Source organism: Oricola nitratireducens, from assembly GCF_014904745.1.
Lineage (GTDB): Bacteria > Pseudomonadota > Alphaproteobacteria > Rhizobiales > Rhizobiaceae > Oricola > Oricola nitratireducens.
Genome location: NZ_JACZCS010000024.1, coordinates 12898 through 25798, shown reverse-complemented (window position 1 = coordinate 25798; position 12901 = coordinate 12898). Strand labels below are relative to the sequence as shown.

Below are 12901 nucleotides of genomic sequence, written 5' to 3'. Positions count from 1 at the left end.
GAAATGACCCGCGAAATCACGCTGTCCAAGGCTGTCAACGAGGCCATCGCCGAGGAAATGCGGCGCGACGAGACGATCTTCCTGATCGGCGAGGATGTCGCCGAGGCCGGAACGCCGTTCAAGGTGCTGTCGGGTCTCGTCGAGGAATTCGGCACCGACCGGGTGATCGACACGCCGATCGCCGAACCCGGCTTCATGGGTATCGCGGTCGGCGCGGCGATGACCGGTTCGCGGCCCATCGTGGACCTGATGTTCGGTGACTTCATTTTTCTGGTCATGGACCAGCTCTGCAACCAGGCGGCCAAGACGCACTACATGTCCGGCGGCAAGCTCTCCGTACCGCTGGTGCTGCGCACCAATCTCGGCGCGACGCGCCGCTCGGCAGCCCAGCACTCGCAGTCGCTGCATGCGCTGGTCGCCCACATTCCAGGCTTGAAGGTCGCCCTGCCCTCCTCAGCCTACGAAGCCAAGGGGCTGATGAAGACCGCGATCCGCGATGACAACCCGGTCGTCATCTTCGAAGACAAGCTGATGTACAACGACAAGGCGCCGGTTCCCGAGGAGGAATACCTGATCCCCTTCGGCGAGGCGAATGTCATGCGCCAGGGCCGTGACGTGACGCTCATCGGCACCTCTTCCATGGTCCAGGTCTGCCAGAAGGCGGCCGAGATCCTGGAAAAGGAAGGGATATCGGCGGAAGTCATCGACCCGCGCACCATCGTGCCGCTCGACGAGGAAACGATCCTCAACTCCGTCAGGAAGACCTCGCGTGCCATCGTCGTCGACGAGGGCCACCAGAATTTCGGTATAACCGGCGAAATCGCCAGCCGGATTTCGGAAAAGGCTTTCTACCACCTCGACGCGCCGGTGCAGCGGATGGGCGCGATGGACGTGCCGGTGCCGTTCTCGCCGGCGCTGGAGGACATCACAGTGCCGACGCCGGAAGGCGTCGCCGATCGCGCGCGGCTGATATGCCGCGGGGAGCTTGTTCATGCCGCATGAGGTCATCATGCCGGCTCTCGGCATGGCGCAGGACACCGGACTGATCGTCGCCTGGCACAAGGCCGCCGGCGACAAGGTCGCGCCGGGCGATGTGCTTATGGAGGTCGAGACCGACAAGGCAACGATGGAAGTCGAGGCGCAGGCCGAAGGCTTCCTGACCAATGTGCGCGCCGCAGAAGGCGAAGCGGTGCCGGTTGGCAATGTCATCGCCACGATTTCGGAAAGCCCGGAGGACACGACCGAGGCGCCGGTCGAGGAACAAAAACCGGCAGCCCCGGCGCCTGTCGAAGGCAAGAGCGTAATCATGCCGGCGCTCGGCATGGCGCAGGATACCGGTCTGCTCGTCGCCTGGCGCAAGGCGCCCGGCGATGCCGTATCGGCAAGCGACATCCTGCTCGAAGTCGAAACCGACAAGTCGACGATGGAAGTCGAAGCCGGCCATGACGGCTACATCGCCGAATTGCGCGCCGAGGCAGGCGAAAACGTTCCGGTCGGCGATATTATCGCGATCATCACGGCGGAGAAGCCGGCAGCGCCGGTGCAGCGCAGCGCGGCAGCCGTGCCGGCAGCGCCCGAAGCAAAGCCCGTCGCGGAACCGAAGACCGGAAAACAGGCCGAAAGCGCGCCCTCGCCGGCCCCGGCAGCCAAAACGGGCGCGGCCCGCATGACGGCAAGCCCCGAAGGCGGACGCATCCTCGCCTCGCCGAAGGCGAAGCGGCTCGCGGCACAACGCGGTCTGGACCTCGCGCGGCTTGCCGCAACCGGCCATCCGCAGCCCTATCACGTCGCCGATCTCGACCGCCTGGCTGCCCTTTCGCAGCAGGCTGCATCCGCGATACCCGCCGCCGCACCGGCCGACCGCATCGAAGCGCGGGTGACAAGTGCGGGCTATGCGGAATTCCGTGACTGGTATGCCGTCGAGACCGGCGGCACGATCGACGATCTGGCGATTTGGGCAGCCTTTGCGGCGGCGAGCCTCAGGGTGGCGGCCGGGCCGGACAATGCTTCGCTGGTGGTCGAGGCGCAGGCGCCGCTTCTGCGGCAGAGCCGTTGCTATCGCGATCCCGACTATTTCGGTTTTGCGGGGATCGCCGCGCTGGACGACGATGCGGATCCTGCCCTGATCGTCCGCAACCTGACGGGCAGCCGTATCACCGCCGCACGGCATGGCGGCGCTCGCGCACCGAGGCTGACGATTGCCGACAGCGCGGATATGCTGGAACTCGTTCTCGACGTTCCGGCCGGCACGCTGGAACCCGAGGTCGCGATCGCAGTTGTGCATGAAATGGCGGCGCGGCTGGAAGAGCCGTTGCGCCACATCCTCTGACCCCCGGAGACACCCGATGGAGTATACCGACCTTTATATAAACGGCGAATGGCGCCCAGGCGGCAATGGCGAGCGCTTCGACGTCATGAACCCTGCGACCGAGGAAGTGCTCGCAAGCGTCGCCTCGGCCGAGATCGCCGATGCCGATGCCGCGCTCGACGCCGCGGATGCCGCCTTTGCCGAATGGGCCGGACGCAAACCGCGCGAACGCGGCGAGGTGCTGCGTAAGGCCTTCGAGTTGATGAGCGCGCGGCTTGAGGATTTCGCCCGCCTGATTACGCTCGAAAACGGCAAGGCGCGCGTCGATGCCATGGGCGAAGCAGCCTATTCCGCCGAATTCTTTCGCTGGTTTTCCGAGGAAGCCGTACGCGCCGATGGGCTGATCACTCATGCGCCTGCCTCCGGCGCCCGCATCGTCGTCCAGCACAAGCCGGCGGGCATCGCCGTCCTCGTGACGCCGTGGAACTATCCGGCCGCCATGGGCACGCGCAAGATCGCGCCGGCGCTCGCAGCGGGTTGCCCGGTCATCATCAAGCCGGCCTCCGACACACCTCTGACGATGCTGGCGCTGATGCCGCTCCTCGAAGAGGCCGGCGTGCCGAAGGGCCTTGTCAACGTGCTGCCGTCGAAAAGCTCTGGCAAGATCGTCGATCACATGCTGCACGACCCGCGTGTCCGTGTGATCTCGTTTACCGGCTCGACCGCTGTCGGACGCAAGCTCCTGCATTCGGCCGCCGACCAGGTTCTCAAACCGGCCATGGAACTCGGCGGCAACGCGCCGCTCATCGTCTTCGAGGACGCCGATATCGATACCGCCGTCGAGGGCGCGATGCTCGCCAAGATGCGCAATCTCGGTGAGGCCTGCACGGCTGCCAACCGCTTCTATGTGCATGACAAGGTGGCGGAAGCCTTCACCGCGAAATTCACCGAACGCATGGCCGCGCTGAAACTCGGCAACGGGCTGGACAAGGACGTCGATGTCGGGCCGCTGGTCAACGCGGACACCCGCGACAAGGTTGTCGCCTTCGTTGAGGACGCGGTCAACAAGGGCGCGGAACTTCGGCTCGGCGGCACCATTCCGAACGGGAAGGGTTTCTTCTATCCGCCCACCGTCCTGTTCGGCGTGCCGGAGAACGCCGACTGCGTCAATGACGAGATATTCGGTCCCGTCGCGGCGATCCAGACCTTCGACGACGAGGCAGATGTCATCCGCCGCGCCAACGACACCGAATACGGCCTTGTTGCCTATGTCTTCACCGGGAACATGAAGCGCGGCATGAAGGTCTGCGAAAAGCTCGAATACGGCATGGTCGGCCTGAACCGCGGTCTGGTTTCCGATCCGGCGGCGCCGTTCGGCGGCGTCAAGCAGTCCGGCCTCGGCCGGGAAGGCGGGCATGAAGGCATGCTCGAATTCATGGAAACCCAGTACATCTCGGCCAACTGGTGAGGAAACGAACATGACTTCCGCCATCGCCAGCCCTTCGACCCGCGCTTTCGCCGGCCGCAAGGGCATCGATATCGACACCCTGGCCGCCGAACTCGGGCGCGAGACGATCGGCCGCGAGGATATCGACCGCAAGGTATCGGGCGGCGCTGGGCCGGCGCCATCCGGCGGATCGGCGCATACCGCCTATTGGGATGTCGATCATTCCGCCTATGGCGCCGTGACCGAAGAACCGATGAGCCGGTTCGCACAAGTCGCATCTGCCAACATGGCGGCGGCGCAGGTGTTGATTCCGGCCGTTACCCACCATGACATCGCCGACATGAGCGCCGTGGAGCGCTTCCGTGCTTCCATCAAGGCCGAGGCGGCGGAACGCGGCGTGAAGCTTACCGCGCTTGCCTTTCACGCCAAGGCGCTGGCGAAGACCCTGCGCGCCTTTCCACGCTTCAATTCGTCTTTGACACAAGATGGCAAGGCTCTGATTTTAAAACACTATGTTCATATCGGCATCGCCGTCGATACGCCGCACGGGCTGATGGTGCCGGTGATCCGCGATGTCGACCGGAAGGGCCTGTGGGCGATCGCGGCGGAAATCGCGGACCTCGCCAAACGGGCGAATGACCGCAAGGTCCGGCCCGACGAGATGGGCGGCGCGTCGATGAGCATTACCAATCTCGGCGGCATCGGCGGCACCGCCTTCACGCCGATCGTCAATCCGCCGGAAGTCGCCATTCTCGGCATCACCAGGGCCGAACATCGGCCGGTCTGGGACGGCGAGGCGTTCCGGCCGGTCCTGACGGCGCCGCTCGATTTGTCCTACGATCACCGGGTGATCAACGGTGCCGACGCGGCGCGTTTTCTCGCGCACTATGCGCGGCTTCTCGCCGACCCCCGCCGCATGCTGGTCTGAGTCATGGCCCTTTCGATCGATCTTTCCGGCAAGACGGCGCTGGTCACCGGCTGCAGGCGCGGCATCGGGCGCGCGATAGCGAAATCGCTGGCGGAAGCCGGCGCCGATATCGTCGGGGTCAGTGCAAGTCTGGAGCCCGAAGGCAGCGATGTCGGAAAGGATGTGGAAGCGGCGGGACGCCGTTTCGTCCCCTATCAATGCGATTTCTCCGACCGGGCGGCGCTGCATGGATTCGTGGAACGGCTCGGCGCGGACGGCCACGCGATCGATATCCTGATCAACAATGCCGGTGCGATCAGGCGCGCACCGGCGGCCGAGCATTCAGATGAGGATTGGAACCACGTGGTCGAGGTCGATCTCTCGGCGCCCTTCGTGCTGACCCGCGAAATTGGCCGCCGCATGATCGTGCTCGGCGGCGGCAAGATCGTTTTCGTGGCCTCGGTTCTGAGCTTCCAGGGCGGCATCATGGTGCCGGGTTACGCTGCAGCGAAAGGTGGCGTGGCGCAATTGACGCGCGCCTTCGCCAATGAATGGGCGTCGAAGGGCGTCAACGTCAATGCGGTGGCTCCAGGCTATGTCGCGACCGACAACACCTCCGCCCTCCAGGCCGACGAAAAGCGTTCGGCCGATCTTATGGCGCGCGTACCGGCGCAACGCTGGGGAAGCCCGTACGATATCGCCGGGCCGGTGGTGTTTCTCGCGAGCGACGCCGCCCGTTTCGTTCACGGTGCGATTCTGCCCGTCGATGGCGGCTGGCTGGCGCGGTAGCCCGGGCAAACGCGGAACTGCCTGCAGAAGTGACTCGATCGACTGCTGCTGCGGCCTGACCGACGCGCAACTCCGCACGCTTGGCGGCCATCGATGATTTCAGGGCGGCAGAGATTCCGCTGCTGCGCGAGCTTAACACCGAAGGTCAGGGCGTGCTGGGCTGACGGAAAGGATCCTGTGCCGCTGGTCGAGGCATTCCGGAAGGAACGCGATGTCACGCTCGCCTCGGTCCTGCGGATGCGCAGATGATCACCCACGCGAACGAAGGCAGGCGCTCCATGGCCTCGTCTGCATATGACAGGAACGAGGACCTCGACGTGAAGTTCGCAATCCTCCAGGAGTTGGGAGAGCATCTGCATCGCAGCCTACGAATGGGCCAAGGCCAAAGCGCGCGACGCGTTGCGAACGGCCTCGGCGTGAGCCAGAGGTAACGGAAAGATCAGTTACCGACGCGGCGATCTCAATCCAAAGGCTTCTATCGCCTTCAGAAGAATTATGACGAGACTTAGGTGTGGGCCAATGAGGTAGCGCGGTTAGCTGGTATGGCCCGTTCTGTAACTCCGACATTGAATTTGACGCGGGCGACAACCATCGGCAATCGATTTTCGCCTTTCAGCCGTTGCTATGTTTTGGCGGCACTCATGAGCAACTTGAAGACCATGAGCCGTACCGGCTTGCACTTCGGGACTCCCTGGTTGTGCACGGTGCGGCGCCGGACAGAGGCGAAGACGTTTTTGATCGGGTTCGATGTCTGCAAGTGCCCCCCAATGCTCGGCCGATGAATCAAAGGAGGCAGTACCGACACACGCGGTTCTTTGTCAGGCGACGCTACACCGCGACGGGAGCAGATACGAAGTGCTTGCTCGATTCCCGAATGAAATCTACCCGTCCGTCTGGCCCAAGATGTCCAATATCAGGCATTCTGCCTCCGTGGCCTCTTGCGGCGGCACAATACCGGCGACGATCCGGTCCGGCCGCAGGAAGACGATGGTGCCGTCAGCCCCCTGGCTCGAAAACCACTCATGCAGACTGCCATCGGCATCGCCGAGGATTTCGGTTCCGGGCAGTATGTTTCCCGTAAAATTTGCAAATTGTGTATCGGGCACCAGCGCGAAAAAACGGGCACCAAGCCGCTTCCAGCGCGCCCGGCCGTCTTCCGACAGGAACAGCTGGGGATCGCTCCCCCATGAAAGGATGGCGAAACCGGGACCGAGCGCATCGTCGAGCATCTGCCGGTTACCCTCGGGAACAATCACCGCGGGTTGCGGAAAGAGCTTGCCGGTTGCCGCTCCGCGGATCTGGCCGCGCTCGTCCTTGAGCACGACTCCCTCGTCGAAGCGCGGCATCGGCTTGAAACGCATCTGGAAAATGTAACGCTTGACCGGCGGAATTAAGTTCAGGGCCAGGGCAATCCTGTCCCGAAGCCAGGCCACGATCCGGCTCGTTGGCGAGAAGATCTTGCCTGCGGTCACCGAGAGATCGATCATCGCCTTCAAATGATCCCGCCGCTCCTGGCCGTAAGTATCGAGCAAACCGCCTCCGGCAAGCCCCTTGGCCACAAGGGCCAGTTTCCAGCTGAGATTGGTCGCGTCGCGAATGCCGCTGTTATAGCCCTGCCCCTGCCAGACAGGCATGAGATGCGCCGCGTCTCCCGCGATCATGACGCGGCCCTTGCGAAACTCTCCGGCCAGCCGCGCATTGTGCGTGTAGACGCGGCTTCTCAGGACATTCGCGTCCTCCGGCCGTGGAAGAACCCGTGACAACAGAGCCCTTATCCCTTCCGGCGAGCAAAGCTTCTCTTCGGTTTCGTCGCCAAACACCATGAATTCCAGCCTGCGCATTCCGTGCGGCAGGGCGATCGAGACATAAGGACGTTCCGGAATGCAGACGAAATAGGAGTCGGGCCGGCCGAGAGGATCGTCCAGCAGATCGATGACCACCCAGCGCGTGGAATCCGTGATCCCGTCGAAGCTGGACCCCATCGTCTTGCGAACGATGCTCCGCCCGCCATCACATCCGACCAGCCAGTCGGCGGCGACATGATGGATTTCGCCATCCTTTTCCACCTTGAGCAGGACATCCGCGCCCCTGTCCTCGTACGAAACGAGGTCCGAACCGAAGGCGGTCGTCACGCAATCGTATCGTGACAGGCCCTCGAACAGGATCTTGTCGATCATCGGCTGGATGAACGAATTGCGTCTCGGCCAGCCGAATTCGCGGGTTTTCGGTTCGATCGATGCGAAAATCCTGCCGTCCTCAGTCAGGAAGCGCATCTTCTGGTCCGGTGTCGTGTGTGCCGCGATTGTTTCGCCAAGGCCGATCGCCTGGAAGCTGCGCAAACACTCGTCGTCCATCCCCACGCCGCGGGGATAGTCGATCAGTTCTTCGCGCTGCTCGATGACCAGGGTGGGCACACCGCTCAAACCCATATAGTTTGCGATCGTCAGTCCGACGGGCCCCGCGCCGACGATAACGACGCTGGTTTTCTCGGGCAGTGTTGCCGCCTTCTCCCCCATGTAATCCTCCACCAGATCTTCTGTTTCCAGGTGCCGGCAGGCACTCCGTGTTATTGTTACGACGCAGACCGCTTGCGCGGTCCGGAAATGCCGCACGTTGCGGCAGCGGGCATGGCCTCAGGCGGAAAAGCCGATATTCAGCGGTTGAAATCCCTGTATCTCGACCGAGAAGACATCGCCCGGATCAACCGGAACGACGGGACCGAGCGCGCCGGAAAGGATGATGTCGCCGGCACCGATCGGGCGTCCGAGTTCCGCCATCTTGCGCGCAAGCCACAGCACCGCGTTGAGAGGATGACCGAGACAGGCGGCGCCGGCGCCGATCGAGACGGGATGGCTGTTGCGGGACATGACCATGCCGCAGAGGCGCATGTCGATGTCGGTGATGCGGCGCGGACCGGTTCCGAGCGCGAAGCCACCGCCCGATGCATTGTCCGCGATGGTGTCGACAAGCTGGATATCCCAGTCCGCGATCGCGCTGTCCACGATCTCGACGGCCGGAACGCAATAGGCGATGGCACGGATCACGTCCTGCATGCCGGCGAGCGGATCGGTAATGTCGTTCTCCATGACGAAGGCGATTTCCGCTTCGGCGCGCGGCTGCATGAAGCGCTTGATGTCCACGGTCTCGCCTTCCGTGAAGGCATAATCGGCCCACAGCACACCGTAGTCCGGCTCGTTCACGCCCATCTGCTGCTGCACCGCTTTCGCGGTCAGACCGATCTTGCGCCCGACGAGGCGGCGCCCCTCGGACAGCCAGAGCTGCGTCGTCATCTCCTGCACGGCCTGCGCCGCCTCGACGCTCGACAGATCCATTGTCTTGCGAAGGGGCGCAATCTGTTTCAGGTCGCGCCGCGCCTCGAACAGCGCCTGCGCCATGACCTTGATGTTTTCTCCCGCCACCGGCATCTCCTTGTTGTTCTCGTTTTCGATTTCAGCGCCCAAGCAGAAAATCCACATGCATACGGTTAAAGATGTCAGCGTCCTCGAACTGGGGCCAGTGACCGCAGCCGTTCATCACCTCGTAGCGGGCGCCCGGAATAAGGCTCGCGATTCTGCGCCCTTCCTCCGGTGTCGCGGTCGGATCATGCGAGGTCCAGAGCACAAGCGACGGCGCCTGGATTTGCGTCGAATCCTCATCGGAGAACATGTTTCGACGGCGAATCTCCATATCCTGCAGGCACAGGACCCGTTGCATCGTTTCGATCGCGCCGGGCCGGGAATAGATCGCCCGCCGCACCTCGACCAGATCGTCGTTCACCTTCGACTTGTCATGCATGAGAAATTCCAGCCGCGTCCGGATCCGGTCGGGATTGGGATCGCGTACAGCCTCCATCGAAAGCGTCCGGATGCGGTCCATGACTTCCGGATGGGCAGTCCAGCCTCCCGACGTATTGAGCACCAACCGATCGACCTGTTCGGGATGGTGCAATGCCACCCAGGCAGCCACCCAGCCACCAAGCGATTCTCCCGAGATGTGCGCCCGGTCCCGTCCGAGAGCCTTGATCACGGAAAGAAGATGCGCGCCATAGTCGGCGATTTCGTAATCAGTCGCCGGCATGTCCGACCAGCCGTGCCCGACAAGGTCGATGGCGACCGTCCAGAAATGGTCGCCATGAGCAGCCATGTTCCGGCAATAGGCTTCAGCGTGACCGCCGGTACCGTGCAGCAGGATCAGCAGTGGCTTGTCCGGCGAGCCGGAGGAGACATAGCGGGTGCGGATGCCATCTGCATCCAGAAATCCCTGACAGAAGGAAACGCCTGTCAAATCGGTCCAGATTGAATGATGTTGTGTACTCAACGTCTTGAAATCCTTGGTTTAGGTGCGGGTGACGCGCATCGCATGCAGTGCATCTCGTTCTGACGACATTTGTGGCAGGCGCGGCCTTCAGGCCGGATCGGCCGTCAGGACCCCCATGCCGGTAATCCAGTTGTCAATCGCCTCGTAGAACAACTCGTTGGGACGGTATTCCTGTCCCAGCGCGGCGAGCGCCGCGATCCAGGTGCGCACTTCGTGTCCGCCGCGCCCGCCGGTGGCCGTGATCTCTTCATCGCTCGACTCATCGAGGATGCGAAGATCCCCGGCCACGAAGGCGTCCATCAGCTTGCGGTCCCAGGCGGCATTGAGCGGAAGGAGCTTGGATGTTCCCGCGGCGACATTCGCGCCTTCGGCGAGCGCTCTTCGTTGACGGGCGTGGCGCTGCGCATGGCTCAGGGCGCCTCCTTCGATCAGGCGCTTGCGCACCTCGGGGCTGGCGCCATCGAGCGCCGGCATCGGCGGATCATGCGAAAGCCCGCCGGACCCGATGATCAACACGCGCTCGGGCCGCTCCCGCGCCCAGTCACCCACCGCGCGGCCCAGCGCGCGTACCCGGTCGAGTGTCGGGCGCGGTGCGGCCGCGCAATTGATGAAGATCGGAATCATGTTGGAAAGATCGTGCCTGGCCGACAGAAGCTCGATTGGCTGCATCGCTCCGTGATCGACTTCTATCTTCATCGAGACGGCAGCATCGACCCCGGCGTTCAGGACGCTCCGCGCAAGATCCATTGCCGTGTCCCCGGGGATAGACAGCTTGCCCGCCGCGGTCCCGAAATCGCCGATGGATGCGCCCTCGATACCGACACAGAAAGACGGCATCAACTCGTAGAAAAAGCCGTTGATATGATCCGGGTAGAAGACGACCGTCAGATCCGGTTCGGCTTCCGCCACATATTCTTCGGCAATCCTGAGCGCCGAAAAAAAGCGTTTCTCCGTCTCAGGATCCGCGCGCCCGCTGTCCATCAGCGGACTATGCGAAATACAGACCGAACCGACGATCATTGCTTGTTCTCCTCGTTTTTCGACTACCCCCACCAAAAGCGCGGCCGGAGTCTCCTCGGGCCGGAAACTGAAAAACCGTTTGACTTATGACAATCCGGAATCCCAAATTGTTCTCTACGTGAACAGGGGTTCGGGACGATTTCGCAAACGAGACCTTATAAGGATGTACGCTCGCTTGGCCGTGGGTTGCGGATCCTGGAGGCGCTGGGCGAACTGGGGTGGGTCACTCCGGGGGCGCTCAGCAAGGCGATCGATATCGACCGCTCGTCCGTCTACCGGTTGCTCGACACGCTGGTGGAGCTTGGTTACGTCAGCCGGCGCAAGGAAGACGGCACGGTCGCCCTCACCCCCCGTCTGGCACAGATTTCGGATGGTATCAGAAAGGATGACATCCACGCCCAGATCGCGGCTCCGTTTCTGCGCAGGCTGACCGAGCACATTCTCTGGCCGAGCGATTTCGCGAGCTTCGACTGCGGCTCGATCAAGATCCGCTTTTCCACTCACCGGCAGAGCCCGATGACGATCTACCGCGGCGTGATCGGCGAAACCCGCCTGCTTGTCCGTTCCGCCCTCGGCAAGGCGATTCTCTCTGCCATGACGGAACAGGAGCTCGAGGCCGCGCGCGACTTCGTCAGCAAACTCGCAGGACAGGACGCGGACGATGTCCGCGACACCGAACTCGTCCGCCACGTCATCCAGAAGACCCGCGCGGACGGCTACGCCATCTCGCAGGGCGAGTCCCTCGACAAGATCAGCGCGATTGCCCTGCCTGTACGCGGGCCCGATCGGAAGGTGATCGGCGCGGTCAATGTCATCTACTTCACCAGCGCGCTGACCTCGGCGGAGGCCGTGCGACGCTATCTCGAACCGATGAGTACCTGCGTCAACGCCCTCGAGGCAGCGCTCGATGCCGAACAATTCATCTAATGCGCGGCGCATCTGTTCACTTAGTGAACAATCTGCGATTCCGGTTTGAAGTGCTTATCCTGTTGTCGAATAGTCCGACCCGGATGGAGGACCGCCATAATGGCGGCTATGCAATTCGGGAGGAAAACCATGAAATCCAGCCCCATCATCACCCGTCGCACGCTGCTTGCAGGCGGCGCGGCCGCCGCCGCGATGCTGCCCTCGCGCGGATTCGCGAAAACGACAACGCTGCGTTTTGCGACCTTCATTGGGCCCACCTCATACATCAACACCGACATTTTCACGCCGTGGTTCAGGCAAATCGAGAAAGCCAGTAACGGCACGGTGCGTGTCGAATTCCTCCCGGGTGGGTCCGCTGCCGGTCCGAAAGAGGTGTTCGACGCGGTCACGGCGGGCCTCGTCGATATCGGCTGGAGCATTTCGGCCTATAATCCCGGCCGGTTCAACGCCGCCGGCATCACCGAACTGCCGGTACTGACACGGACTGCGGATGAAGGAGCTGCCGGCATGGCGGCTCTCACGGAAGCGGGCATGCTCGACGGCTTCGACGACGTGAAGCTCATCGGTATCGGTTCCGCCGATGTCGGTCGCCTGCATCATGCCCGTGATGTTTCCGGCCTTCAGGATTTCAAGGGCGCGAAGGTTCGCGCGGCTGGCCGAGTGCTATCCATGATGCTGGAAAAAATCGGCGGCGTTCCGATCGGCATGCCGATCACCTCGGTTGCCGAGGCCCTCGCCAAGAACGTGATCGATGGCGCGGCGGCCGACTGGCTCTCCATCGACAATTTCCGGCTCATGGATGTGACGCGCACCCATCTGGACATCGCACTCGGTGCGCCGTCCATGTATATGGTCATGAATCGCGCAAGCTACGACCGCCTGCCGGATGCGGCCAAAGCCGCCTTCGACGCCGCTTCCCCGCGCGCCTTCAGTGAATTCTGGAGCGCCCGGATCATGCAGGAAAGCAACCGCGTCCGCGAAGAGGTCCAAGCAGCGGACGGACACAAGATCATCGAAAATTTGGGCGACGCCGAACTGGCGATGTGGAACGGCGCGGCCGAAGAAGTCATTGCTGACTGGACCGCGAATACCGCAAGGGGTGCCGAGATCCTCGATGTCTACAAAACAGCGGTCGAAAAATTCCGCGCCGCCTGACCGCGGCGATTGATGGCGAGGACGGATTCCC

Annotated in this window: 11 protein-coding genes; 7 read left to right on the top strand and 4 right to left on the bottom strand. The window is 62.9% G+C overall.

Features of this window, described 5'->3' with window-relative positions:
- Positions 1 to 3: 3 nt before the first annotated feature.
- Genes IG169_RS12910 through IG169_RS12890 form a run of 5 tightly spaced genes read left to right on the top strand, consistent with a single transcriptional unit; the run spans position 4 to position 5451 of the window.
- The gene (locus IG169_RS12910; protein WP_193176628.1) at positions 4 to 1002 is read left to right on the top strand and encodes an alpha-ketoacid dehydrogenase subunit beta; all 999 of its coding nucleotides are present in this window, start codon (positions 4 to 6) and stop codon (positions 1000 to 1002) included.
- Positions 992 to 2329 carry a biotin/lipoyl-containing protein gene (locus tag IG169_RS12905; RefSeq protein ID WP_193176627.1) on the top strand — a complete coding sequence of 446 codons (1338 nt, stop codon included), beginning with the start codon at positions 992 to 994 and terminating at the stop codon, positions 2327 to 2329. The genes IG169_RS12910 and IG169_RS12905 overlap by 11 nt, the downstream gene beginning before the upstream one ends.
- A gap of 16 nt (positions 2330 to 2345) precedes the next feature.
- Complete coding sequence (locus IG169_RS12900) at positions 2346 to 3776, top strand: NAD-dependent succinate-semialdehyde dehydrogenase (protein WP_193176626.1); 1431 nt, start codon at positions 2346 to 2348, stop codon at positions 3774 to 3776.
- Between the two features lie 10 nt (positions 3777 to 3786).
- Entirely contained in the window at positions 3787 to 4683 is an 897-nt protein-coding gene (locus IG169_RS12895; protein WP_193176625.1) for a 2-oxo acid dehydrogenase subunit E2, read from the top strand.
- 3 nt (positions 4684 to 4686) lie between these two features.
- Positions 4687 to 5451 carry an SDR family oxidoreductase gene (locus IG169_RS12890; RefSeq protein WP_193176624.1) on the top strand — a complete coding sequence of 255 codons (765 nt, stop codon included), beginning with the start codon at positions 4687 to 4689 and terminating at the stop codon, positions 5449 to 5451.
- An 881-nt stretch (positions 5452 to 6332) separates the two neighbouring features.
- Here IG169_RS12890 and IG169_RS12885 read toward each other — a convergent pair.
- The 4 genes from IG169_RS12885 to IG169_RS12870 all read right to left on the bottom strand — a co-directional run bounded on the left by IG169_RS12885 (position 6333) and on the right by IG169_RS12870 (position 10788).
- Positions 6333 to 7967, bottom strand: a complete 1635-nt coding sequence (locus tag IG169_RS12885; RefSeq protein WP_193176623.1) for a bifunctional 3-(3-hydroxy-phenyl)propionate/3-hydroxycinnamic acid hydroxylase — start codon at positions 7965 to 7967, stop codon at positions 6333 to 6335.
- A 117-nt stretch (positions 7968 to 8084) separates the two neighbouring features.
- On the bottom strand, positions 8085 to 8912 hold the full coding sequence (locus tag IG169_RS12880; protein WP_246717361.1) for a 2-keto-4-pentenoate hydratase: 828 nt from the start codon (positions 8910 to 8912) through the stop codon (positions 8085 to 8087).
- Entirely contained in the window at positions 8902 to 9768 is an 867-nt protein-coding gene (locus IG169_RS12875) for an alpha/beta fold hydrolase (protein ID WP_210325996.1), read from the bottom strand. The genes IG169_RS12880 and IG169_RS12875 overlap by 11 nt, the downstream gene beginning before the upstream one ends.
- 87 nt (positions 9769 to 9855) lie before the next feature.
- Positions 9856 to 10788, bottom strand: coding sequence for a 3-carboxyethylcatechol 2,3-dioxygenase (locus tag IG169_RS12870; protein ID WP_193176622.1), 933 nt, complete (start codon positions 10786 to 10788; stop codon positions 9856 to 9858).
- Between the two features lie 99 nt (positions 10789 to 10887).
- On the opposite strand from IG169_RS12870, the gene IG169_RS24355 reads away from it, so the two are divergent.
- A complete protein-coding gene (locus IG169_RS24355) occupies positions 10888 to 11715 on the top strand; it encodes an IclR family transcriptional regulator domain-containing protein (protein WP_343225652.1) in 828 nt (275 codons plus the stop codon).
- A 129-nt stretch (positions 11716 to 11844) separates the two neighbouring features.
- Positions 11845 to 12870, top strand: a complete 1026-nt coding sequence (locus tag IG169_RS12860; RefSeq protein WP_193176620.1) for a TRAP transporter substrate-binding protein — start codon at positions 11845 to 11847, stop codon at positions 12868 to 12870.
- Positions 12871 to 12901 lie beyond the last annotated feature (31 nt).